Origin of the sequence: Dactylosporangium sp. NPDC051541, assembly GCF_044454505.1 — a bacterium.
Taxonomy (GTDB): domain Bacteria; phylum Actinomycetota; class Actinomycetes; order Mycobacteriales; family Micromonosporaceae; genus Dactylosporangium.
The window spans coordinates 377,802-400,711 of the sequence record NZ_JBITDU010000009.1 but is presented as its reverse complement, the minus strand read 5'-3'; the positions used below and the strand labels follow the sequence as shown (position 1 = coordinate 400,711).

The 22,910-nt window shown below is 71.6% G+C and carries 26 protein-coding genes; 16 read left to right on the top strand and 10 right to left on the bottom strand.

Annotation, left to right across the window (positions count from 1 at the left end; all coding sequences use genetic code 11):
• Positions 1 to 125 precede the first annotated feature (125 nt).
• Complete coding sequence (fdxA, locus tag ACIA8L_RS36125) at positions 126 to 455, top strand: ferredoxin (RefSeq protein ID WP_395911621.1); 330 nt, start codon at positions 126 to 128, stop codon at positions 453 to 455.
• Between the two features lie 3 nt (positions 456 to 458).
• Here the strand turns inward: fdxA and soxR are convergent, their stop codons facing one another.
• Complete coding sequence (gene soxR, locus ACIA8L_RS36120) at positions 459 to 923, bottom strand: redox-sensitive transcriptional activator SoxR (protein WP_395911619.1); 465 nt, start codon at positions 921 to 923, stop codon at positions 459 to 461.
• Positions 924 to 1,018: 95 nt separating this feature from the next.
• On the opposite strand from soxR, the gene ACIA8L_RS36115 reads away from it, so the two are divergent.
• Positions 1,019 to 1,573 (top strand): D-alanyl-D-alanine carboxypeptidase family protein, encoded by a 555-nt coding sequence (locus ACIA8L_RS36115; protein WP_395911618.1) that lies wholly within the window; start codon positions 1,019 to 1,021, stop codon positions 1,571 to 1,573.
• A gap of 4 nt (positions 1,574 to 1,577) precedes the next feature.
• Positions 1,578 to 2,000, top strand: coding sequence for a hypothetical protein (locus ACIA8L_RS36110; protein ID WP_395911616.1), 423 nt, complete (start codon positions 1,578 to 1,580; stop codon positions 1,998 to 2,000).
• A 5-nt stretch (positions 2,001 to 2,005) separates the two neighbouring features.
• Here the strand turns inward: ACIA8L_RS36110 and ACIA8L_RS36105 are convergent, their stop codons facing one another.
• Complete coding sequence (locus tag ACIA8L_RS36105) at positions 2,006 to 2,677, bottom strand: zf-HC2 domain-containing protein (protein ID WP_395911614.1); 672 nt, start codon at positions 2,675 to 2,677, stop codon at positions 2,006 to 2,008.
• Entirely contained in the window at positions 2,674 to 3,183 is a 510-nt protein-coding gene (locus ACIA8L_RS36100; RefSeq protein ID WP_395911613.1) for a sigma-70 family RNA polymerase sigma factor, read from the bottom strand. Before ACIA8L_RS36100 ends, ACIA8L_RS36105 begins: the two co-directional genes overlap by 4 nt.
• Before the next feature lie 98 nt (positions 3,184 to 3,281).
• On the opposite strand from ACIA8L_RS36100, the gene ACIA8L_RS36095 reads away from it, so the two are divergent.
• Complete coding sequence (locus ACIA8L_RS36095; protein WP_395911611.1) at positions 3,282 to 3,914, top strand: (2Fe-2S)-binding protein; 633 nt, start codon at positions 3,282 to 3,284, stop codon at positions 3,912 to 3,914.
• Positions 3,915 to 3,960: 46 nt separating this feature from the next.
• Here ACIA8L_RS36095 and ACIA8L_RS36090 read toward each other — a convergent pair whose 3' ends face one another.
• Positions 3,961 to 4,770, bottom strand: coding sequence for a cyclase family protein (locus ACIA8L_RS36090; RefSeq protein ID WP_395911609.1), 810 nt, complete (start codon positions 4,768 to 4,770; stop codon positions 3,961 to 3,963).
• 179 nt (positions 4,771 to 4,949) lie between these two features.
• Between ACIA8L_RS36090 and ACIA8L_RS36085 the strand changes: the two genes are divergently transcribed.
• The 4 genes from ACIA8L_RS36085 (at position 4,950) to ACIA8L_RS36070 (ending at position 7,825) form a co-directional block, all read left to right on the top strand.
• Positions 4,950 to 5,873, top strand: coding sequence for a DUF929 family protein (locus tag ACIA8L_RS36085; RefSeq protein WP_395911607.1), 924 nt, complete (start codon positions 4,950 to 4,952; stop codon positions 5,871 to 5,873).
• Complete coding sequence (locus ACIA8L_RS36080; protein WP_395911605.1) at positions 5,860 to 6,336, top strand: vitamin K epoxide reductase family protein; 477 nt, start codon at positions 5,860 to 5,862, stop codon at positions 6,334 to 6,336. The genes ACIA8L_RS36085 and ACIA8L_RS36080 overlap by 14 nt, the downstream gene beginning before the upstream one ends.
• A gap of 34 nt (positions 6,337 to 6,370) precedes the next feature.
• Complete coding sequence (locus tag ACIA8L_RS36075; protein ID WP_395911603.1) at positions 6,371 to 7,093, top strand: YcnI family protein; 723 nt, start codon at positions 6,371 to 6,373, stop codon at positions 7,091 to 7,093.
• A 138-nt stretch (positions 7,094 to 7,231) separates the two neighbouring features.
• Entirely contained in the window at positions 7,232 to 7,825 is a 594-nt protein-coding gene (locus ACIA8L_RS36070; RefSeq protein ID WP_395911601.1) for a GNAT family N-acetyltransferase, read from the top strand.
• A gap of 19 nt (positions 7,826 to 7,844) precedes the next feature.
• Here ACIA8L_RS36070 and ACIA8L_RS36065 read toward each other — a convergent pair whose 3' ends face one another.
• Genes ACIA8L_RS36065 through ACIA8L_RS36045 form a run of 5 tightly spaced genes read right to left on the bottom strand, consistent with a single transcriptional unit; the run spans position 7,845 to position 12,405 of the window.
• A complete protein-coding gene (locus tag ACIA8L_RS36065) occupies positions 7,845 to 8,591 on the bottom strand; it encodes an MBL fold metallo-hydrolase (protein ID WP_395911600.1) in 747 nt (248 codons plus the stop codon).
• Positions 8,592 to 8,601: 10 nt separating this feature from the next.
• Complete coding sequence (locus ACIA8L_RS36060; RefSeq protein WP_395911598.1) at positions 8,602 to 9,204, bottom strand: lactate utilization protein C; 603 nt, start codon at positions 9,202 to 9,204, stop codon at positions 8,602 to 8,604.
• The gene (locus ACIA8L_RS36055) at positions 9,197 to 10,648 is read right to left on the bottom strand and encodes a LutB/LldF family L-lactate oxidation iron-sulfur protein (protein WP_395911597.1); all 1,452 of its coding nucleotides are present in this window, start codon (positions 10,646 to 10,648) and stop codon (positions 9,197 to 9,199) included. The genes ACIA8L_RS36060 and ACIA8L_RS36055 overlap by 8 nt, the downstream gene beginning before the upstream one ends.
• Positions 10,645 to 11,370, bottom strand: a complete 726-nt coding sequence (locus ACIA8L_RS36050) for a (Fe-S)-binding protein (protein ID WP_395911595.1) — start codon at positions 11,368 to 11,370, stop codon at positions 10,645 to 10,647. The genes ACIA8L_RS36055 and ACIA8L_RS36050 overlap by 4 nt, the downstream gene beginning before the upstream one ends.
• A 3-nt stretch (positions 11,371 to 11,373) precedes the next feature.
• Positions 11,374 to 12,405: a LacI family DNA-binding transcriptional regulator gene (locus tag ACIA8L_RS36045; RefSeq protein ID WP_395911593.1), complete on the bottom strand. Its 1,032-nt coding sequence runs from the start codon at positions 12,403 to 12,405 to the stop codon at positions 11,374 to 11,376.
• A 178-nt stretch (positions 12,406 to 12,583) separates the two neighbouring features.
• On the opposite strand from ACIA8L_RS36045, the gene ACIA8L_RS36040 reads away from it, so the two are divergent.
• The 8 genes from ACIA8L_RS36040 (at position 12,584) to ACIA8L_RS36005 (ending at position 22,253) form a co-directional block, all read left to right on the top strand.
• A complete protein-coding gene (locus ACIA8L_RS36040; RefSeq protein WP_395911591.1) occupies positions 12,584 to 14,071 on the top strand; it encodes a sugar ABC transporter ATP-binding protein in 1,488 nt (495 codons plus the stop codon).
• Positions 14,068 to 15,096, top strand: a complete 1,029-nt coding sequence (locus ACIA8L_RS36035; RefSeq protein ID WP_395911589.1) for an ABC transporter permease — start codon at positions 14,068 to 14,070, stop codon at positions 15,094 to 15,096. Before ACIA8L_RS36040 ends, ACIA8L_RS36035 begins: the two co-directional genes overlap by 4 nt.
• Positions 15,093 to 16,088 (top strand): ABC transporter permease, encoded by a 996-nt coding sequence (locus tag ACIA8L_RS36030; protein WP_395911587.1) that lies wholly within the window; start codon positions 15,093 to 15,095, stop codon positions 16,086 to 16,088. The genes ACIA8L_RS36035 and ACIA8L_RS36030 overlap by 4 nt, the downstream gene beginning before the upstream one ends.
• A gap of 74 nt (positions 16,089 to 16,162) precedes the next feature.
• On the top strand, positions 16,163 to 17,218 hold the full coding sequence (rhaS, locus tag ACIA8L_RS36025) for a rhamnose ABC transporter substrate-binding protein (RefSeq protein ID WP_395911585.1): 1,056 nt from the start codon (positions 16,163 to 16,165) through the stop codon (positions 17,216 to 17,218).
• Between the two features lie 172 nt (positions 17,219 to 17,390).
• Positions 17,391 to 17,714 (top strand): L-rhamnose mutarotase, encoded by a 324-nt coding sequence (locus ACIA8L_RS36020; RefSeq protein ID WP_395911584.1) that lies wholly within the window; start codon positions 17,391 to 17,393, stop codon positions 17,712 to 17,714.
• Positions 17,711 to 18,889, top strand: coding sequence for an L-rhamnose isomerase (rhaI, locus tag ACIA8L_RS36015; protein WP_395911583.1), 1,179 nt, complete (start codon positions 17,711 to 17,713; stop codon positions 18,887 to 18,889). Before ACIA8L_RS36020 ends, rhaI begins: the two co-directional genes overlap by 4 nt.
• Complete coding sequence (locus tag ACIA8L_RS36010; RefSeq protein ID WP_395911581.1) at positions 18,886 to 20,895, top strand: bifunctional aldolase/short-chain dehydrogenase; 2,010 nt, start codon at positions 18,886 to 18,888, stop codon at positions 20,893 to 20,895. The genes rhaI and ACIA8L_RS36010 overlap by 4 nt, the downstream gene beginning before the upstream one ends.
• Entirely contained in the window at positions 20,892 to 22,253 is a 1,362-nt protein-coding gene (locus ACIA8L_RS36005; RefSeq protein ID WP_395911579.1) for a rhamnulokinase family protein, read from the top strand. The genes ACIA8L_RS36010 and ACIA8L_RS36005 overlap by 4 nt, the downstream gene beginning before the upstream one ends.
• Positions 22,254 to 22,308: 55 nt before the next feature.
• Here the strand turns inward: ACIA8L_RS36005 and ACIA8L_RS36000 are convergent, their stop codons facing one another.
• On the bottom strand, positions 22,309 to 22,905 hold the full coding sequence (locus ACIA8L_RS36000; RefSeq protein WP_395911577.1) for an HD domain-containing protein: 597 nt from the start codon (positions 22,903 to 22,905) through the stop codon (positions 22,309 to 22,311).
• Positions 22,906 to 22,910 lie beyond the last annotated feature (5 nt).

Sequence of the window (22,910 nt, the reverse complement as noted above, 5' to 3'; positions counted from 1 at the left end):
CCATGCCGGCGCCGAGGCCGAACGTGACGAGATCGCATCGCGTGGCGGACCAGCAGCAGGACGGCACCCATATGACCACGGATGGGCTTGCGCTCAAGGGCACTTGAGCTCGTAGCGTCCGCGGCATGACTTTCGTGATCGCGCAGCCGTGTGTGGATGTGATGGACAAGGCCTGCGTCGACGAGTGCCCCATGGACTGCATCTACGAGGGGGAGCGGATGCTGTACGTGCAGCCGGACGAGTGCACGGACTGTGGTGCCTGTGAGCCCGTCTGTCCGGTCGAGGCCATCTACTACGAGGGTGACCTGCCCGCCGAGTACGCCGGGTATCGGGCCGTCAACCGCGAGTTCTTCGCCACGATCGGCTCGCCGGGCGGGGCGTCGCGGATCGGGCCGGTCCCGGGTGAGGACCCCGCGCTGGTCAAGGCGCTGCCCCGGGCCACGGCGCCGGCCTGAGCGTCAGCCGGCCTCCTCCAGCCGGACGGGGCCCTGGCCGCGGGTGCGGAGCCGGTCGTCGGGGTTCAGCAGGTCGCAGGAGCGCATCGACAGGCAGCCGCAGCCGATGCAGGCGATGAGCTGCCGTTCGAGGTTCATGAGGTACCGCCGCCGGTCTTCGAGCTGTGACTTCCACGTTCTCGACACCCGCACCCAGTCCCGGTGGCTCGGGGCCTCGTCGGCGGGCAGCGTGGTGAAGATCTCGGCGACGGCGGCGAGGGGGATGCCGAGCCGCCGGGCCGCCAGGATCAGGGAGATCCGGCGCAGCATGTGCCGCCGGTACAGCCGCTGGTTGCCGCGGCTGCGTTCGGCCGTGATGAGCCCCTCCGCCTCGTAGAACCGCAGCGCGGACGGTGCCACCCCGGTGCGTGCGACCACCTCGCCCACGGTGAGCAGGTCTTCCGGCTGGGCGAGCGGCTCCGAGGACACCCGTGGACCGTAGAACCTCAACCCCGGTTGAGATCAAGGCGAACGGGTGGGGCGGAGTGGCAAAGGTTGCCGCCCGGGTGGCCGATGGTTGCGGTGTGGAGGCAGCAGGCATCGCCGGGATCGCGACCCGGATGGCGGAGATCCGTACCCAGATCGCCGGGTTCCGGCCGCCCGCCACCACGTCGGTGGAGGGCTCCGGGGCGGCGTTCCAGCAGACCCTGGACACGACGATGCGTACGGCCAGGACGCCGGCGGGGGTGCCGGTCGAGCTGGCGAAGTTCGGCAACGGCAAGATCCCCGAGAACGCCCTGGAGCGGGTCGGAGCCACGAACCACCGGCTGTGGGCGCCCGCGGCCACGTCCCTCGACGCGCTCATGCGGGCCGCGCGGGCGCAGGGCGTGAACATCGGGATCACGGACTCCTACCGGCCGTTCGCCGAGCAGGTCGACCTGGTCAAACGCAAGGGCCTCTACTCGCAGGGCGGCCTGGCGGCGAAGCCGGGGACCAGCGACCACGGCTGGGGGATGGCCGTCGACCTCGACCTGGACGCCAAGGCGCAGGCGTGGATGCGGGCCAACGCGAGCCGGTTCGGGTTCGCCGAGACGACGCCCCGCGAGCCGTGGCACTGGGCCTATCGCCCGGCAAAATGAGGGGGTGACCGCCCTCTTCACCACCATCCACCTGGCTCTCGCCGCCGCCTGGGCCGGGGCCATGGGCTACAGCCTCGTCGTCGTCCAGCCGAAGGCGGAGCGCTTCTTCAAGGAGCGCGGCGACGATGATTACGAGGATTTCCTGCTGGTCATGGCCCATGGCAACCGCTGGAAAGTGGTCCCGCTGATCGCCGCATTGCTGGTCACCGCCGGGCTTTCGGGACAATACCTCGCGATTCCGGTGTACCTCCTGGCGGCCGGAATCTTCGCGAACGTCAGCTGGCGGCACTGGCCGGCCAGAGTGTTCGCGCTCCCCGCCGAGCGCCCGGCGTTCCGGCGCCGCCTGCGGGTCCAGGCCTGGGCGATGACGGTCCTCGCCGGCGGCGCCTTCCTGACCGGCCTCGCGCGAACGGCGGGGCTCTTCTGAGACGCTCAGCCCAGGCGCGCGGAGCCGAGGGTCTTGCCGTCGTGGTCGGCGATCTGGATCGAGTCGACGTCGACCAGCTGGATCGAGCTCGCCCCGGTCACCCGGGCCTGCGCGGACTGGGTGCGGCCCCAGCACGCCGCCTGCTCGGCCTGGCCGCCGTGGTCGAGGACCTTCATCATGAACGGCCCCTCGCCGGACAGGCCGGCGAGCTCCAGGGAGACGGACACGCCCCACTGCCGCGGGGTCAGCACCGCGCGGCCGGACAGCCCGCTGCCCGCGGCCGCGACGAACTGCACGACGGTGCCGGCCGACGCGGACGCGGCCGGGGACGGGCCGGCCTGGGGCGCGGGGGCGGCGGTGGGGCGCAGGGCCAGGAAGCCGGCCAGGACGGCGAGGGCGACGCAGGCCGCGGCGAGGACGACGACGGGCAGGCGGCGCGGGCGGGCGCGGCGGAGGAAGGCGTCGAGGCCGGCCCGGGACGGGGTCTCGACGGGCGCGCCGGGGCCCTCGGGGAGGCGCTGGAGCAGCTCGGGGACGGCGGCCAGGCGGCCCGCCTCGGTGCGGCACTCGGCGCACGTGCTCAGGTGGGCGTCGACCGTGTGCTGGTCGGTGTCGTCGAGGCCGCCCAGGACGTAGCCCCCGAGCAGCCGGCGCACCGCGTCGTGGCCGGCGGTCACCGCAACACCCCCATTTCTTCGAACACCGCCCGGAGCGCGCGGACCGCGTAGTAGGCGCGCGACTTGACGGTACCTTCCGGTACCGAAAGCCGTTTCGCGGTGTCGGCGATCGTACGGCCGTCGTAGTACACCGAGCGGACGACCTCGCGGTGCTCGGCGGAGAGGCGGTCGAGGGCGGCGGCGATGAGCCAGCCCTCGACGAGCTGGTCGACGTTGTCGTGGTCGGCGACGGCCGCGACGGCGTCCGGGTCGGAGACGAGCTTGGGCCGGCGCTGCTCGGCCCGCCAGTTGTTGCTCACGACGTTGCGGGCGATGGTGAGCAGGTAGGCCCGGGTGGTGTCGCGGCTGACGTCGATGCGCTCGATGTGCTTCCAGGCCCGCAGGAGGGTGTCCTGCACGAGGTCCTCGGCCCGGTGCCGGTCCCGTTCGTACCGGGAGACGAAGGCGAGCAGCACACCGTAGTGCTCGGTGTACAGCGCGGTCATGAGCTCCTCATCGCGCGTCACGCACAGCCCCTCTCGACGGCCTCCCTGCGGACCTCTACCCCAGCAGACCGATGAAGGTTCAACCAAATCACGTTTTTTTCGCGCGCTACGGTACGGGCGTGAATCCGTACTTCGTCTGGGAGTCCTACGACGGCGGGGCCGGGTGGCGGCCGTTCGCCGACCTGCTGGACCCGGGTGTGGTGGCGGAGCGGGTCCGGGTGTCGCGGCAGGCGCTGTGCGCGATGTTCGGCCTGGACCCGGGCCTGGTGCCGGAGCGGGTCATCGCTTCCACGCTGTTGCTGGGGTACTGCGCCCGCCTGGTGTCGCCGCCCCTGGCCCAGTCCCTGGCGGAGGGCACGGTGCCGGACGTGGGGCCGGGGGACCTCTGGTGGCGGGAGGTGCCCGGTGGGCCGCTTCCCGTGGCGGTACCCCCACATGAGAACAGGGCCGCCGAGGACTTCTTCGCGGTGGTCGTCGAAGGGCTCGTGACGCCGCTCGCCGAGGTCTTCATGGACCGGTTTCGCCTGTCGCCGCACGTCGTGTGGGGCAATGTGGCGTCGGCGCTCGGGGGCGCGGCCGGGCAGATCGGGCGGCCGAGCGCTTGGCCGGCCGTGGCCGGGCTCCTGGACCGCCCGCCGCTCAAGGGCATGGCGGAGGTGCGGGGGACGGCGCTGCGGCGGCGCAACTGCTGCCTGTACTACCGCATCCCCGGCGGCGGCACCTGCGGCGACTGCGTGCTGCGCACGTCGTAGTGGGCCGGTCCTCACGTCGATCAGGGCCGGCCCACGCCGTGCGCGATCAGGCGGGAATGACGCCGAAGATCAGGGCCGTCGATCCCGAACCCTTGTGGTTGATGAATCCGCCGGCCAGCACCGAGCCGCCCGTGGTCGGGAACTTCGCGAGGCCGGCGAGGATCTCGAGGCTGATCCGGTGCCGTTGATACACCAGCAGTGACGCCAGGAAATCGGGGTCGGTGCCGAGGTCCGGACCGAACGTGTCGATGCCGGTGCCGCCGTTGCGGCCGATGCGTCCGGTGTCGATGAACCACTGGACCGTCTCCGGCGCGAAGCCGGGCTGGTGCAGCACGCCGTCGGCGTCCAGGTTCGGAAAGGCGGGAGTGCCCCATTTGTACTCCCAGCCGGTCCACATGATGATCATGGACTCGTTGGGGATGCGGCCGTTGCGGCGCTCCCAGGTCCGGACGTCATCGACGGTCAGCGCGTAGTCGGCGTCGCGGGCGCACTTGTCCCGGACGTCGATCTTGACCGCGGGCAGGAACAGGTCGTTGGGGTCGAGGTCGTCGGCGAGCGGCTCACCGGCGTTGAAGTGGCCCGGCGCGCCCCAGTGGGTGCCGGTCGCCTCGCCCTCGCGGACGTACTGCAGGTAGTAGCCCTCGTTCTCGATCGTCGCGATCGTCTCGAGGGTGAACTCGGGGTCGCCGGGGTAGATGTTGGTCTTGGCCGGGTCGTTGACGTGGGAGAGGCTGATCAGCCGGGTCCGGCCCGGGCGTAAGGCGTCGGTGGTCTGGGCCGACGCGGTGCCGGCGAGCGCGGCGGCGCCCGCGACGGCCCCTCCGGCGGCGGCTGCGAGCAGGTTTCGTCTCTGCATGAGCGTCAATCTAAGGGCTGTTGGTCATCAGGATCCTGGGCCCTTCGGCTCTAGGTTTCCTCCCAGGCGGATCGCCTACGATCGAACGCGGCGGGTGATCTTTCGCCCGAATCGCGGAACCGACGCCCCGCCGTGTGCGACTAAGGGAACGACGCACCGGATTTCAGGAGGTTGGCCGCGTGTCGAAACGGCAGCGGGACTCGCGCGACTATGCGCGGCGCATGCGCGTGATCCAGGAGCGGGCGACCGCGCGGCGCGGCCGGATGCGCACCGCGTATGCCGCGATCGGCGCCGTGCTGCTCGTCTTCGTCGTCATGGGGCTGGTGAAGCTCGGCTCGGGCGGCGGCGGCGGGGGCGAGGCGCCGAGCGCGCTGCCGTCCGGTGCCTCGGCGGAGTCGATCATCAGCGGCGTGACCTCGGTGCCGGCGACCACCCTCGACACCGTCGCGGCCGGCGCCAAGCCGAGCCTGCCGACCGCGCTGACCGGCCAGCCCGCGCTCACCGACGGCGGCAAGCCGCTGATCCTCTACGTCGGCGCCGAATACTGCCCGTTCTGCGCGGCCCAGCGCTGGCCGGTGGTCATCGCGCTGTCGCGGTTCGGCACGTTCAGCGGCCTGACCCTCACCACGTCCGCGGCCGATGACTCGTATCCCAACACGCCGACACTGTCGTTCCACGGCTCGACGTACACCAGCCAGTATCTGGCCTTCCAGGGCGTCGAGACGACGACGAACACGAAGAAGAACGGCCAGTACGAACCCCTGGACAAGCTCACCGCGGCCCAGCAGCAGGTGGTGGTGAAGTACAACGCCGCGCCGTTCGTCCCGGCCGACTCGGCCGGCGCGATCCCGTTCATCGACTTCGCCAACAAGGCGCTGCAGGCGGGCGCCTCCTACAGCCCCGAACTGCTGGCCGACCACACGCACCAGCAGGTCCTCGACGCCGTCAAGAATCCGGACAGCCAGGTCGGCCGGGCCATCGACGGCAGCGCCAACGCCATCACCGCCCTCCTGTGCAGAATCACCGGGAACCAGCCCGGCGACGTGTGCTCCAGCGCGGCCGTCAAAGCCTTCCAGGGGGAGTTCGCCAATGTCGGCCAGTGAGATCGAGATCGACCGGAGCCTGGTCCAGCCGTGGGTGCCGCTGACGTCGCTGGTGCTGGCGGTCGCCGGCCTCGGCATCTCGGTGTACCTCACGATCGAGCACTTCACCGCGTCGAGCACCCTCGCCTGCCCGGACACCGGCGCCCTCAACTGCCTCAAGGTGACGACGTCGGAGCAGTCGGCCGTGTTCGGCATCCCGGTGGCGGTCCTCGGCCTGGTCTACTTCGTGGCCATGCTCGCCGTCGCGCCCGGGCCGCTGTGGCGTTCGACGCTCCCGGCGATCCGCTACGGCCGCCTGGCCATGGCCGCGATCGGCGTGCTGTTCGTCTTCTACCTGGTGTTCGCCGAGTTCTTCACGCTCGACGCGATCTGCCTGTGGTGCACCGGCGTGCACGTGCTGGCCGTGGCCCTCTTCGCCGTGACCGCCATCGGCACCGCCTACGCCGACCCGGCGGACCTGTAGGAACTTTCCGGGCGCGGGCAGCGACTACCGGTTCATGCGCTCTGCCATCACCCGCATCGGGATCGCCGTCGCGGCGGCCGCCACCGCCGCGTTCGCCTTCCCCGCCGTCGCCTCCGCGCACGTCACGGTCAACCCCAATACCGCCGTCCAGGGCGGCTACACGAAGGTGACCTTCCGCGTGCCCACCGAGCGCGACAACGCCAGCACGACCAAGGTCGAGATCGCCATCCCGACCGACAAGCCGATCGCGTCGGTCTCCCTGAAGCCGGTCCAGGGCTGGACCGCGGTCACCGAGACCAGCAAGCTGGCCACCCCGATCAAGACCGACGACGGCGAGCTCACCGAGGCCGTCTCGAAGATCACCTGGACCGCCGACGCCGGCGCCGAGATCAAGCCGCACCAGTTCCAGGAGTTCGACGTCTCCCTGGGCCCGCTGCCGCAGACCGACCAGATTGTGTTCAAGGCCCTGCAGACCTACTCCGGCGGCGAGGTCGTCCGCTGGATCGACGAGCCGGCCGCCGGCGCCGAGGCCGAGCACCCGGCCCCGGTCCTGAAACTGTCGAAGAAGACCGACACGGCCGCCGCCGCGCCGGCCACGACCGGCCCGACCGCGACCGCCGCCGCCGCCGACACATCGTCCTCGTCCTCGTCCGACGACACCGCGATCGGCCTGGGCATCGCCGGCCTCGTGCTGGGCCTGGCCGGCCTGGTGGTGGGCATCCTGGCCTACCGCCGCCGCCCGTCCCCGTCCGCCTGACACCACCACCGCGCCGGCGCCGCCGCCTGCCTCGGGCCCGCGGCGCCGGCCCGAACCGCCGCCGGCCCAGAGCCGGGCCGGCACTCGGAGCCCGGGAATTGCGGTGCGCCGACCGGCCGCGGACACTACGGTCGCGCCATGGAGATCCGTGCTGTGCGGCCGGCCGATGTGCCGGCGGCCGAGGAGGTCATCGCGGCGGCGTTCGGTGAGCCACCGGACGGGCGGGTGGTGCGGATGGTGCGGGCGCTGCAAACCGGTGGGGCGGCGCGGGCGAGTCTGGTCGCGGTCGTCGACGGGGACCTCGTGGGCCACGTCGGTCTTTCCCGCGCCTGGGTGGACGCCCGGCGGGAACTGGTCGAGGTGCTGGTGCTGTCCCCGCTGTCGGTGCGCCCCGACCGCCAGGGCCGCGGCGTCGGCACCGCGCTGGTCGCGGCGGCGCTGGAGGCCGCCGAGGGAACTGGCGCGCCGGCCGTCTTCCTCGAGGGCAGCCCGGACTACTACGGCCGCCGCGGGTTCGGCTTCGCCTCCGCCCTGGGGTTCGAGCGGCCCTCGACGCGCGTCCCGGACCCGGGGTTCCAGGTGGCGCTGTTATCGCCGTACCAGCCGTGGATGGTGGGGCGGCTGGTCTACCCCGAGGCGTTCTGGACCACCGACACGGTCGGCCTGCGCGACCCCGAGCTGGAGCGGGTGGAGGCGCAGATCGCGGCCTGGCGGGCCGATCGGTCCGCGTGACGCTCCCGGCCCGGAGCGCTCAGCCGGTCCGGGCCAGGTAGTTCGCGGCCAGCCGGTGGAGGCGGGCCCGGTCAAAGCTGGGCCCGTGGCCGGGGTGGACGACGGACACGTCGAGGGCGGCCAGCACCCGCATGCTGCGCCGGTAGTCCGGCACGTCGGAGTTGGGCAGGTCGTCGATCAGGCCGCCCTCGTAGATGACGTCGCCGGAGTACAGGGTGCCGGTGTGCTCCTCGAACAGGGCGATGCTGCCGGGGGTGTGGCCGGGCAGGTGCAGCACCGTCAGCCGCCGGCCGCCCAGGTCGATCCGGTCGCCGTCGTCGAGGACGCGGGTGAGGGTCATGGGTGGGATGCGGTAGCCGGCCGGGTCGTAGCCGGGGTCCGGCAGGGCGTCGAGCATCAGCTCCGGGACGGGTTCGCCGGCGGCGTCGATGCCGAGCGCGGCGTACAGCTGCGCGCCGTACAGGCTGGCCGGCACGCCCGCCGCCAGCACATCCGCCTCGGCCCGGTGCGCGGCCCGGTCCTCGAACCCGGGTGCGCCGCCGACGTGGTCCAGGTGAGCGTGAGTGAGCAGGACCTGGGGGGCGCGGGCGAACAGGGCCGGGATCGCCTCCCGGAGGGCGACGACACCGAGGCCGGCGTCGATCACCAGGTCGCGGTCGGTCCCGCGCAGCCACCAGAAGTTGGCCGCGAGCAGCTCGTTGGCGTGCGGCTCGGCGATGCGGGTGACGCCGCCGCCCAGCTCGGCCTGCTCATACCAGGTGTCCATGCCGGCGGCGTCAGTCGCGGACCAGGAGGACGACGAGGGTGCGGGGGCCGTGGACGCCTTCGACGCGGTTGAGCTCGATGTCGCTGGTGGCGGACGGGCCGCTGATCAGGGTCAGGGGGCGGGTGGGGGCGAGGCGGGCCAGGAGGTCGGGGACGGCGGCGACGACCTGGTCGGCGCGGACCACGCAGAAGTGCCGGTCCGGCACCAGGGAGACGGCGCGGCGGCCCTGGTCGGGGGAGCCGTCCAGGGCGATCGTCCCCGTCTCCGCCACCGCCGCCGCGCAGCACGTCACCACGCCCGCGAAGGCGTCGAGCTCGACCGGTGACAGCGAGCCGTCGTCCACTGTGGACCCCGGGACGGCGAACGGCAGGCCCGGCGGCACGATCAGCGGGGACAGGCCCTCGACCGCGGTGGCCAGGTCGGCCTCCAGCGTCGCCGCGGAGCTCATGACCACTGTCGCCTTGTAGTCCAGGAGGCGGTCGACGAACCGGTCCAGCGAAGCCGCGGCGGCCCCGGCCGGATGGTAGTCGCGGGGGACCTCCGCGACGGCGGGGGCGGAGCCCAGGGCGGTGCGGATCCGGGCCAGGATCACCGAGCGGGCGTCGTCAGTCATCGCGGGTCGCCCACCATTCGCGGAAGGACTGGGCCGGTGGGCGGGGCAGGTCGCGGCTCGCCGTCCACGCCGACAGCGGCGGCGGCAGGGCGGAGATGCGGTCGCGCCGGCGGCCGAGCAGGCGGCCGATGCGCATGAGCTTCTCGCCGCTGCGGAACCGGCCGGGCTTGGCCATCACCCAGGAGACCGCGGCCATCGAGGCGGCCTCCGCCGACGGGCCGGACTCCTCGACGTGGCGGGCCCGCAGGTGGACCAGCAGCGCCGGGATGTCGATGCGGACCGGGCAGGCGTCGAAGCAGGCGCCGCACAGGCTGGACGCGTAGGGCAGGGAGGCGTTGTCCTCGACGCCGGTGAGCTGGGGGCTGAGGACGGCGCCGATCGGGCCCGGGTACACCGAGCCGTAGGCGTGCCCGCCGGTGCGCTCGTAGACCGGGCAGACGTTGAGGCAGGCGCTGCACCGGATGCAGTGCAGGGCCGAGCGGCCGACCTCGTCGGCGAGGACGGCGGTGCGGCCGTTGTCCAGCAGGACCAGGTGGAAGTCCTGCGGGCCGTCGCCGGGGGTGACACCGGTCCACAGCGACGTGTAGGGGTTCATCCGCTCGCCCGTCGACGAGCGGGGCAGCAGCTGCAGGAACACTTCCAGATCGGTCCAGGTGGGGACGAGTTTCTCGATGCCCATGACCGTGATCAGCGTCGGCGGCAGCGTCAGGCACATCCGGCCGTTGCCCTCGGACTCGACGACGGCGAGGGTGCCGGTCTCGGCGACGGCGAAGTTGGCCCCGGAAATGGCGACCTTCGCGGACAGGAACTTCCGCCGGAGGTGTTCACGCGCGGCCATCGCGAGCTGGCGCGGCTCGTCGGTCAGATCGGCCGGTACCGACGGCATCTCGCGGAGAAAAATGTCGCGGATCTCGGTGCGGTTGCGGTGGATCGCGGGGACCAGGATGTGCGAGGGCTTGTCGTGGCCGAGCTGGACGATGAGCTCGGCCAGGTCGGTCTCCCAGGCGGCGATGCCCTGCGCCTCCAGGGCCTCGTTGAGGCCGATCTCCTGGGTCGCCATCGACTTGACCTTGACGACCTCGTCGGCCCCGGCCGCGCGGACGAGATCGGCGACGATGGCGTTGGCCTCGTTGGCGTCGCGGGCCCAGTGCACGTGCCCGCCGCGCGCCGTGACCTGCTCCTCGAGCTGAGTCAGGAGCTCGGGGAGGCGGGCCATCGTGGCGGCCTTCAGCGCCTCGCCGGCCCGGCGCAGCTCCTCCCAGTCGGGGACCTCGCCGACGACCGCGGCCCGCTTGGCCCGGATCGTGCGGGTGGCGTGGCCGAGGTTGCGGCGCAGCTGTTCGTTGCCCAGCTCGCGGCGGGCGGCGACGGGGAACGGCTCGTCGCCGCGCAGCTGTCCGACCCCACGCGGGGCATACGTCGGCAGGCCCAGGAATGTCTTCATCGAGAAGCCAGAATTTCCGCCAGGTGTACTGCCCGTGCGTCCACCGACAGCCGCGAGAGCCCGCCACCGATGTGCATCAGGCAGGACGAGTCTCCCGCGGAGACGACGTCGGGAGAGGTGGACAGGACGTTGCGGAGCTTGTCGGCGAGCATCGCGGCCGAGGTGTCGGCGTTCTTGATCGCGAAGGTGCCGCCGAAGCCGCAGCACTGGTCGGCGTCGGGCAGCTCGACCAGGTCGATCCCGTCGACGGCGCGCAGCAGTCGCAGGGGCCGGTCGCCGACGCGCAGCAGGCGCAGCGAGTGGCAGGTCGGGTGGTAGGTGACCCGGTGCGGGTAGCGGGCGCCGACGTCGGTCACGCCGAGCACGTCGACGAGGAACTCGGACAGCTCGTAGGTGCGCTGGGCGACCTCGCCGGCCCGGGCCGCGAGCTGGTGCATGCCGGCCCGTTCGGCGATCGTGGCGTGCTGGTGGCGAACGGAGCCGACGCAGGAGCCGGAGGGGGCGACGATGGCGTCGTAGGGCTCGAAGGTGCGCATGTGGTGCTCGACAAGCTTGAGGGCCTGGCGCTGGTAGCCGGTGTTGACGTGCATCTGCCCGCAGCAGGTCTGGGCCTCGGGGAACACCACCTCGTGCCCGAGCCGCTCCAGCAGCGTCACCGTGGCCTTCCCGACCTCCGGGAACATGGCGTCGGCGAGGCACGTGACGAAGAGGGCCACACGCATGGGTCACCGGACCTTTCGGCGGCTGCGCGGGCGGCCGCTGGACTCGCGCACGATCAGCTCGGGTTGGAAGACGACGTGCCGGTGCTCGTGCCGGCCGTCGTCCTCGATCTCCTCGAGCAGCAGGGCAGCCGCCGTGCGGCCGAGCTGTTCGCGGGGTTGCCGCACGGAGCTTAGCGGGACCGCGGCGGCCGCGGCGAACTCGATGTCGTCGTAGCCGACGATCGCCACGTCCTGGGGCACTTTCAGGCCACGGAGCGTCATCTCCTGCAGTACCCCCAAAGCCAGCAGGTCGTTGGCACAGAACACGGCGGTGGGCCGGTCGGCCGCGTCCCGCGACGCGATCTGGGTGGCGGCGGCCCGGCCGGAGGCGACCGTCAGGTTCGGCGTCGGTACCGCGAGGAGGTCCGCTCTGCCCTCGACGGCGGCGGCGAACCCGGCGAGGCGGTCCTCGACCTGCCCGATCGACATGGGCCCGCCGACGAACGCGATGTGCCGGTGCCCCTGCTCGACGAGGTGCTCCCCGGCCAGGCGACCGCCGAGCACGTCGTCGACGGCGACGGAGCAGCGGCTGTGCCGGCCGGAGCCGCGGTCGACCAGCACCACCGGGGTGCCGCGCTGGATGAGCTGCTCGAGGCGGGAGCTGGGGCCCTCGTCGACGGGGGTGATGAGCACGCCGCGGACCCGCTGCTCCTCGAGGAGCTCCAGGTGGCGGTGCTCGCGGGCGGCGTCCTCGCCGCTGTTGCACACGACGACCATCACGCCGTGGTCCTCGGCGGCGGCCTCGGCGCCGCGCACGACGTCGGTGAAGAACGGGTTCGTCACGTCCAGCACCACGAGCGCGATCTGCCGGGACTGCCCGGCCCGCAGCTGCCGCGCCGAGTCGTTGCGCACGTAGCCGAGCTCGGCGATGGCGTCGAGGACGCGCTGGCGGGTCGTGGTGGCGACGAGTTCGGGGCGGTTGAGGACGTTGCTGACGGTGCCGATGGAGACCCCGGCCCGCCGAGCGACCTCTTTGATGCCGGATGTGGTGGTCATCGATCTCCTGAAACGTCTTAAGCTGCGGGCCTGGTCCGAGCGTCGCCGTCTGGTGTATCAAATCGGTAACGCGTACGAAACCCTTGACGGCGTCAGGGCTGTGCTTCTACCGTCACTCTAACCAATCCATGAAACGTTTCACAAGAACGCCTTCCCCCACCCCATGCTTGGAGGCTCGGTGCTCGTTCTCGAGGGCGTCAGCAAGTCCTTCGGCGCCGTCGCGGCCCTGCGCGACGTGCGGCTGGAGCTGCGCGCCGGCGAGGCACACGCCCTCGTCGGCGAGAACGGCGCCGGCAAGTCCACCCTGGTCAAAGTCCTGGCCGGGGCGCACACGCCGGACACCGGCACGCTGAGCATGGACGGCCGGCCGCTCGTCCTGAACAATCCCGCCGACGCCCGGGCGGCCGGCATCGCCGTCATCTACCAGGAGCCGACGCTCTTCCCCGACCTCTCCGTCGCCGAGAACATCTTCATGGGCCGCCAGCCGCTCAAGTCCGGCCGCCGCATCGACACCGCCGAGGTCCGCCGCCGGGCCGCCGAGCTGTTCACCCGGCTCGGCGTGCAGCTCGACCCCGACCGCCCGGCCCGCGGCCTGTCCATCGCCGACCAGCAGCTCGTCGAGATCGCCAAGGCGCTGTCCTTCGACGCCAAGGTCCTGATCATGGACGAGCCGACGGCCGCGCTGTCCGGGGTCGAGGTCGAGCGGCTGTTCGCCGTGGCCCGGTCGCTGCGCGATGCCGGGGCCGCCGTCCTGTTCATCTCCCACCGCTTCGACGAGGTCTTCGCGCTCTGCGAGCGGATCACCGTCATGCGCGACGGGCAGTGGGTCTCCACCGACCCGGCCGCGGAGCTCACCGTCGCCGACGTCGTGCGCCGGATGGTCGGCCGCGAGGTCGGCGAGCTGTTCCCGAAGGAGACCGCGACGATCGGCGAGCCGCGGCTGGAGGTCCGCGGCCTGCACCGCCAGGGCGCGTTCCACGACGTCAGCTTCACCGTCCACAGTGGAGAGATTGTGGCCCTGGCGGGCCTGGTCGGGGCCGGGCGCTCCGAGGTCATCCGGGCCGTGTTCGGCGTGGACAAGTACGACCGCGGCGAAGTGCTCGTCGACGGCCAGCCGCTGCGCCGCGCCAGTGCCAACGCCGCGATCTCGGCCGGGCTGGCCCTGGTCCCGGAGGACCGCCGCCAGCAGGGCCTGGTGATGGAGCTGTCGGTCGAGCGCAACGCGACCCTGCCCCGACGCTGGAAGCTCGCCACCCTCGGCCTGCTCTTCGGCGGGGCCGAGCGCCGGGCGGCCCAGGACTGGGCGCAGCGCCTGCAGGTCAAGGCCGGCCGGCTCAGCAACACCGTCGGCACCCTGTCCGGCGGCAACCAGCAGAAGGTCGTCCTCGCGAAGTGGCTGGCCACCACCCCGCGGGTGCTCATCGTCGACGAGCCGACCCGGGGCATCGACGTCGGCACCAAGGCCGAGGTCCACCGGCTGCTGACCCGGCTGGCCGGCGAGGGCGTCGCCGTGCTCATGGTCTCCAGTGAACTGCCCGAGGTGCTCGGCATGGCCGACCGCGTCCTCGTCATGCACGAAGGGCGGCTCGCCGCCGACATCCCCCGCACCCGAGCCGACGAGGAGTCCGTGATGCTGGCCGCCACCGGACAGGGGGGCTCGTCATGACCGCCGTCGACACCCCCGCGCCGCCGCGCACGGCCCGGGCCACCAGGCTCACGCACCGGGTGTTCCTGGTCCGCGAGCTCGGCATCGTCGTCGCGCTCGTGCTGCTCATCGGCATCACCGCGATCACCAACTCGCGCTTCCTGTCCCCGCAGAGCGTCAAGGACCTGCTGCTCGGGGCCACGATCCTGGCGATCCTGGCCACCGGGCAGGCGATCGTCGTCATCACCCGCAACGTCGACCTCTCCGTCGGCTCGGTCCTCGGCCTGTCGGCGTTCCTCACCGGGACGCTGTTCATCAACTACCCCGGCATCCCGATCCCGGTGGTGCTGGTGGCGGGCGCGGCACTCGGGGCGGTGTGCGGCGCGGTCAACGGTGCCCTCATCGCCGCCGCCCGGGTGCCGGCGCTCGTGGTCACCCTCGGCACGCTGTACGTCTTCCGCGGCATCGACTACCAGTGGGCCACCGGCAAGCAGATCAACGCGGCCGACATTCCGGTGTCGTTCCTGCACATGGGGACGTCCACCCTGCTGGGAGTACCCCTGCTGACGCTTTTCGCTCTGGTGGTTGTGCTGGTTGCCGGCTTTTATCTGCGGTCCTACCGCAGCGGGCGCGAGCTGTACGCCATCGGCTCCGACCCGGCCGCGGCCCGGCTGTCCGGCATCGCCGTCGGCCGCCGCGTGTTCTTCGCGTTCGTCGTCTGCGGCATGCTCGCCGGGCTGGCCGGGGTGCTGTACGTGGCCCGGTTCGGCACCCTCGACGCCAACGCCGGCCTCGGTCAGGAGCTCAACGTCGTGGCCGCGGTCGTCGTCGGCGGCGTGGCCATCTTCGGCGGCAGCGGCAGCGTCTACGGCGCCGCCCTCGGCGCGATGCTGCTCACCACCATCGGCGCCGCGCTGCCGGTGCTCGGCGTCACCCCGTTCTGGCAGCGGGCCGCCGTCGGCGCGCTGATCCTGGCGGCGATCGGCCTGGACCGGGCGCTGTCGGTGCGAGTCACGAAGAGCCTGCAGCGAGGGGTCAACCAGTGAACGTCGTGCGCCGCCTCGGATCCTGGGACCTCATCGTCCTGCTGGCCCTGGTGCTGGTCATCGTCGTCGGCGCCACCACGATCGAGGGCGTCGCCAGCCCGCGCTTCTGGCGGTTCGTGACTCTCGAGGTCATCCCGATCGCGATCGTGGCCCTCCCACTGACCCTCGTCATCATCACCGGCGAGATCGACCTGTCGGTGGCCAGCACCATGGGCCTGACCTGCGCCGTGATGGGCGACCTGTGGATGCACGGGGTCAAGTCGCTGCCCCTGCTGATCGCCCTCTGCCTGGTCCTCGGTGCGGTCCTGGGCGCGGTCAACGGCCTGTTCATCACCGTCTTCGGGCTGCCGTCCCTGGCCGTCACCATCGGCACCCTGGCCCTCTACCGCGGCCTCGCCTACGTCGTCCTCGGTGACAAGGCCGTTGCCGACTACCCGATCGCCTGGACCAGCAAGGCGATCAGCCCCATCTCCGGCCTCACGATCCCGTGGTTCATCATCATCGTCGCCGTGCTGGCCGTTATTTTCGCGGTGGTACTGCACGCGACGCCGATCGGCCGCGGGCTGTACGCGATGGGCAACAACGCCGAGGCGGCGCGCTTCGCCGGCGTCGCCGTCAACACGACCAAGTTCTGGCTCTTCGTCACCACCGGCGCCATGTCGGCCCTGGCCGGGGTCTTCTGGACGTTCCGCTACGCCAGCGCCCGCGCCGACAACGCCAACGGCCTCGAGCTCGCCGTCGTCGCGGCCGTGCTCCTCGGCGGGGTGTCCATCTTCGGCGGCCGCGGCGGCCTGCTCGGCGTCATCGGCGCGGTCGTGCTGCTGAGCACGCTGCGCAACGCGCTGCAGCTGGCGTCGGTGCCGCAGAACACCCTGACCATCGTCACCGGATCTCTGCTCATCGCCTCGGTCGTCGGACCGAATGTCGTCGCCATGGCGCGCGAGCGTCTGCGGCGGCGGCGACCCGCCCTGAAAGTCGCACCACCCGCCTGAAAGTTGTTGTACCCGCCTGCAAGTCGCAACACCCCGTAACCCCCACTCGCGGCACCCCACTTGAAAGGATTCACATGAGAGGCAAGCTCATCGCGGCCGTGGTCGCGACCGCGCTCGCGTTCAGCATGTCGGCCTGCGCCGAGGACTCCGACCCCGGCACCTCCAGCGACAGCTCCGCCGGCGCCGGCGGTGCCACCACCATCAAGAGCGGTCTGAAGGTCGCGTTCCTGCCCAAGCAGGTGAACAACCCGTACTTCGACACGTCCGACAACAAGGGCGGCAAGGTCGCGGTCGACGAGTTCAAGGGCACCTACAGCGAGACCGGCCCGTCCGAGGCCAGCCCCTCGGCCCAGGTCAGCTACATCAACACGGCGTCGCAGCAGGGCGTGAACGTCATCGCCGTGTCGGCCAACGACAAGGACGCCATCTGCGGCGCCCTCAACGAGGCCCGCCAGAACGGCGCCAAGGTCGTCACCTACGACTCCGACACCAAGCCCGAGTGCCGCGACCTGTTCATCAACCAGGCCACCACCGAGGGCATCGCGAAGATCCAGGTCAAGCTGATCTCCGACGCGATCGGCGCCGACGGCGGCGAGATCGCGATCCTCTCGGCCACCGCCAACGCGACGAACCAGAACGCCTGGATCGCGCAGATGAAGACCGAGCTGGCCAAGCCGGAGTACAGCAAGCTCAAGCTGGTCGACACCGTCTACGGCGACGACGACGACCAGAAGTCCTTCCAGGAGGCGCAGGGCCTCATGGCCAAGCACCCCAACCTCAAGGGCATCATCTCCCCGACCACGGTGGGCATCGCCGCCGCCGGGCGCTACCTGAGCGGCTCGACGTACAAGGGCAAGGTGCAGCTGACCGGCCTGGGCACGCCGAACCAGATGAAGGCGTACGTCAAGGACGGCACCGTGAAGGCGTTCGCCCTGTGGAACCCGGCCGACCTCGGCTACCTGGCCGCCTACGCGGGTGCCGCCCTCGCCTCCGGCATCATCAAGGGCAAGGAGGGTGACAAGTTCACCGCCGGCAAGCTCGGCGACTTCACGGTCGGCAAGGACGGCACGGTCCTGCTCGGCGACCCCTACACCTTCAAGGCCGACAACATCGACCAGTTCAACTTCTAGCCGGTTCGCCGCGCGCGCGGTGACGGCTCCGGCCGGCTTCGCGCGCGGCGCACCACGATAAGTCGGGCGCTGCACGGCGCACCACGATGCGGCGGCGCACCACGATAAGTCGGGCGCTCCGCGCCACGACTTATCGGACATATCACGATTTCCTACGACGAAGGGTCATGGCGTGCGTCGAGTCTGCTTCACGCTGCAGGTCAAGCCGGAGCGCCTGGAGGAGTACCGGCGCCGCCATGCCCAGGTCTGGCCGGAGATGCTCGTCGCCCTGCGCGACAGCGGCTGGCACGACTATCAGCTGTTCCTGCGCGACGACGGGCTGCTGGTCGGGACCCTGCTCACCGATGACCTCGCCGCCGCGCAGGCCGCCATGGACACCACGGAGGTGTCCGCGCGCTGGGAGGCGCAGATGGCGGAGTTCTTCACCCACGGGCGGCATCTGGTCGTCCTCGACGAGGTGTTCAACCTGGAGCACCAGCTTGGAGCATCGCAATGACCGATCTCGCCCCGGAGACGCGGGCGCGTGTCGCGGCGCGGCTGCGCGACCAGCGGATCGAGACGGCGTCCTGGGCGTACGGCAACTCGGGCACCCGCTTCAAGGTGTTCCCGCAGGAGGGCGTGCCCCGCGATCCGTACGAGAAGCTCGCCGACGCCGCGCAGGTCCAGCGCTACACGGGTGTCGCGCCGAGCGTCGCCCTGCACATCCCGTGGGACCTGGTCGACGACTACGCGGACCTGGCCCGGCACGCGACCGAGCTGGGCGTCCAGGTCGGCACCATCAACACCAACGTGTTCCAGGACAACGACTACAAGCTCGGCAGCGTCACCAACCCGGACCCCGCGATCCGCCGCAAGGCGATCGGGCACATGCTCGAGTGCGTCGACATCATGGACCGCACGGGTTCCCGGGACCTGAAGCTGTGGTTCTCCGACGGCACCAACTACCCGGGCCAGGACGACGTCCGCACCCGCCAGGACCGTCTCGCCGCGGCGCTCGCGGAGGCGTACGCCCGGCTGGGCCCGGAGCAGCGGATGCTGCTGGAGTACAAGCTGTTCGAGCCGGCCTTCTACATGACCGACGTGCCCGATTGGGGTACCGCCTATCTGCACTGCATGGCCCTCGGCGACCGGGCTCAGGTCGTCATCGACACCGGCCATCACGCGCCGGGGACGAACATCGAGTTCATCGTGGCGCAGCTGCTGCGGGCCGGGAAGCTCGGCGGGTTCGACTTCAACTCCCGCTTCTACGCCGACGACGACCTGATGGTGGGCGCGGCCGACCCGTTCCAGCTGTTCCGGATCATGCACGAGATCGTCTTGGCCGACGCGCTGACCGGGCAAGGCATCGCGTTCATGCTCGACCAGTGCCACAACATCGAGCCGAAGATCCAGGCCGTGATCCGTTCGGTCCTCAATGTGCAGGAGGCGACGGCGAAGGCGCTGCTGGTCGACCACGCGGCGCTCAAGGCCGCCCAGGACTCCGGTGACGTCCTCGAGGCCAACGAGGTCCTCATGGACGCGTACAACTCCGACGTCCGCCCGCTCCTGCGCTCCGTGCGCGAGGACATGGGCTTGGACCCGGACCCGATCCGCGCCTACAAGCGGTCGGGTTATCTGGAGAAGATCGTGGCCGAGCGCGTCGGCGGCTCGCAAGCTGGATGGGGAGCATGAGCACGTCTTCTGAGTTGATCGCCCGGTCGAACCGGCTGGGCGCCGACCCACGCAACACGAACTACGCGGGCGGGAACACGTCGGCGAAGGGCACCGACACGGACCCGGTCACCGGCACCGACGTCGAGCTGCTCTGGGTCAAGGGCTCCGGCGGAGATCTGGGCACCCTCAAGGAGTCCGGGCTGGCGGTGCTGCGTCTGGATCGCCTCCGTTCGCTGGTCGACGTCTATCCGGGCATCGAGCGCGAGGACGAGATGGTCGCCGCGTTCGACTACTGCCTGCACGGTCGCGGCGGCGCGGCCCCGTCGATCGACACCGCGATGCACGGCCTGGTCGAGGCCCCGCACGTCGACCACCTGCACCCGGACGCCGGCATCGCCCTGGCGACCGCGGCCGACGGGCCGGAGCTGACCAAGGAGTGCTTCGGCGACCGCGTGCTGTGGGTGCCGTGGCGCCGGCCCGGGTTTCAGCTCGGGCTCGACATCGCGGCCGTCCAGCGGGCCAACCCGCAAGCGATCGGCGTGATCCTCGGCGGTCACGGGATCACGGCGTGGGGTGCCACGTCGGAGGAGTGCGAGGCGAACTCGCTGGCGATCATCAGTACCGCGGCCGCGTTTCTGGCTTCTCGGGGTAAGGCCTCTCCTTTCGGGGCCACTGTTGCTCCGGCTCTGGAGGTGGCGGAACGCCGAGCCCGGGCGGCTGAGCTCATGCCGCTGCTGCGCGGGCTGGCGTCCACCGACCGGACGCAGGTCGGACACTTCCGGGACGACGACGTTGTTCTGGACTTCGTGGGCTCGGCCGAGATGTCCCGGCTGGCCGCGCTGGGAACCTCGTGCCCCGATCACTTCCTGCGGACCAAGGTGCGTCCCATGGTATTGGAAACCGGGGGTGGCTCGCCGGACAGCATTCGCGAATTGCACGCAACGTATCGAGACGAATACGCTGCGTACTATCAGCGCAATGCGGCCCCGGACTCGCCCGCGATGCGCGGCGCGGACCCGGCGATCGTGCTGGTCCCGGGCGTCGGCATGTTCTCGTTCGGGGCCAACAAGCAGACGGCGCGGGTCGCGGGCGAGTTCTACGTCAACGCGATCAACGTGATGCGCGGTGCGGAGTCGGTGTCGTCATACGCGCCGATCGACGAGGCCGAGAAGTTCCGGATCGAGTACTGGGCCCTGGAGGAGGCCAAGCTGCGGCGGATGCCGAAGCCGAAGCCCCTCGCGACCCGGGTCGCGCTGGTCACCGGCGGCGGCTCCGGCATCGGGCGGGCGATCGCGCTGCGGCTGGCGGCCGAGGGCGCGTGCGTCGTCGTCGCCGACCGGGACGCCGCGGCGGCGGGCGCGGTGGCGACGGAGATCGGCGGCCCCGACGTCGCGGTCGCCGTGACCGCCGATGTGACCGACGGTGCCGCGGTCGCGGCCGCGATGCGCGAGGCGGTCCTGGCGTTCGGCGGCGTGGACCTCGTCGTCAACAACGCCGGCCTGTCGATCTCCAAGCCGCTGCTGGAGACGACCGAGGCCGACTGGGACCGGCAGCACGACGTGATGGCGAAGGGCTCGTTCCTCGTCGCCCGGGAGGCGGCCCGGGTCATGGTCGAGCAGGGCCTCGGCGGGGACATCGTGTACATCTCGTCGAAGAACTCGGTGTTCGCGGGCCCCAACAACGTCGCGTACGGCGCGACGAAGGCCGACCAGGCCCATCAGGTGCGGCTGCTGGCGGCGGAGCTGGGGGAGTACGGCATCCGGGTCAACGGGATCAACCCCGACGGGGTGGTCCGCGGCTCCGGGATCTTCGCCTCCGGCTGGGGCGCGCAGCGGGCCGCGGTCTACGGCGTGCCCGAGGAGGAGCTCGGCGCGTTCTACGCCAAGCGGACCATCCTGAAGCGGGAGGTGCTCCCGGAGCACGTCGCCAACGCGGTCTTCGTGCTCACCGCCGGCGAGCTGTCGCACACCACCGGCCTGCACATCCCGGTCGACGCCGGCGTCGCGGCGGCGTTCCTGCGATGAGGATCGGTGCCGTTGACCTGGGTGCGTCGAGCGGGCGCGTCATCGTGGCCGACGTCTCGCCGCGGTCGATCACGTTCGCCGAGGTCGCGCGGTTCGTGAACGACCCCGTGCGGGTCGGCGGCACCCTGCACTGGGACGTGCTGGCGCTCTTCCGCGGGGTCCTGCGGGGCCTGTCCGCCGCGGGGCCGCTCGACTCCGTCGGCATCGACTCGTGGGCCGTCGACTACGGCCTGCTCGACGCCGACGGGGCGCTGCTGGGCAACCCCGTCCACTACCGCGACGCGCGGACGGACGGGGTGGCGGCCCGGTTCGACGGCTACGAGCTGTACGCGGCGTCGGGCATCGCCACGCTCCCGTTCAACACCGTGTTCCAGCTGGTCGCGGCGCGTTCCAGTGCGCTTTTTCCGGCGGCCCGCACATTGTTGCTGATTCCGGATCTGCTGTCGTACTGGCTGACCGGCGTCAAGGGCACCGAGCTCACGAACGCCTCGACGACCGGCCTGCTCGCGGCTGGCGGCGGGGGCTGGTCCCCGGCCATGCTCGACCTGGCGGGGGTGGACGCGGCCCTGTTGCCGCCCCTGCGCAGGCCGGGCGCGGCGGCGGGCACCATCCAGGCTTCACTCGGGGTGTCGTCCGGCACCCCGGTCACCGTCGTCGCGTCGCATGACACGGCATCGGCGGTGGCCGGGGTGCCGGGCGCGGGGAACTTCGCCTACATCTCGTGCGGCACCTGGTCCCTCGTCGGCGTCGAGCTGCCCGCCCCGGTGCTGACCCGCGACTCGTTCGCGGCCGGGTTCACGAATGAGATCGGGGTCGACGGGACGGTGCGGTACCTCCGCAACGTCATGGGTCTTTGGCTCTTGCAGGAGTGCATGCGCGAGTGGGATCTTCCGCTCGAGTCGCTGCTCGCCGGGGCGGCCGAGGTCCCGGGCGGGCGCAGCATCGTGGACGCGACCGACCCGGTGTTCCTGGCGCCGGGGGACATGCCGGCCCGGATCGCGGCCGCCTGCCGGGCCGCCGGCCAGCCGGTGCCCGCGACGCCGGTGGAGATGACCCGCTGCATCCTGGACTCCCTGGCCCTGGCGTACCGGCGCGCGATCGACGACGCCCGGCGGCTCGCCGGTGTGTCCGTCGACGTGGTGCACATGGTCGGCGGCGGTGCGCTCAACACGCTGCTGTGCCAGCTGACCGCGGACGCCTGTGCGCTGCCGGTCCTGGCCGGGCCGGTGGAGGCGGGGGCGCTGGGGAACATCCTGGTGCAGGCGCGGGCGCTCGGGGTGGTCGGTTCGGATTTGTCGGACATGCGGGACCTGGTCCGGGCGACGCAGCCGATTGTCCGATACGAGCCGCGCGTCTGAGGGCTTTTTTGTCGTACCCGGGCGGTATGGTGGCCGCATGGTTAGAACGGATGTTCTAGATCATGGGTTGTTCGCCGACCGGGAATCCGGACTGGAACGCCAGTCTGGCGTCCGCGCCGTCGGCGATGCGGGTGAGCTCGTCGTCGAGGCGCATGAAGACCGCCCAGACCGGCTCACCCCGGCGCTGCGCGACGAGCTGCGCGACCTGTTCTTCCAGACCAGGCTCGCGCCGCCCCTTCCAGACCTTGTCGGCCAGGGTGACGAGCAGCTCGTCGAGCGTGGCCCCGGGGCGCTGCCAATTCCCGTGCAGCGCCGCGAAGCGGGCCAGGCGCGGCTCGACGCCGAGGCTTCGCAGCAGCTCCCGCCCGGCCGGCTCGTGTTCTGCGCCGGGCCCGGAGAGCTCGGCGGGGAAGCGGACCTTGCCGATGTCGTGGGTGGCCGCCCCGAAGAGCACCGCCTCCCGGTCGACGCCGCCCAGGTCGGCGCCGAGCTCGCCGGCGACCCACGCGATGACTTGTACGGCGACATCGTGCACGGCGCGCAGATGGGCACCGAGCCGCGGCGGCGCGCCGAGTAGCCGCAGGAGGTCGGCGGCGCGGGCCGGGAGTGGTTCGAGGCCGGGCTCGGTCAGCGCCCGCTCCAGCGTGCTCACGCCGC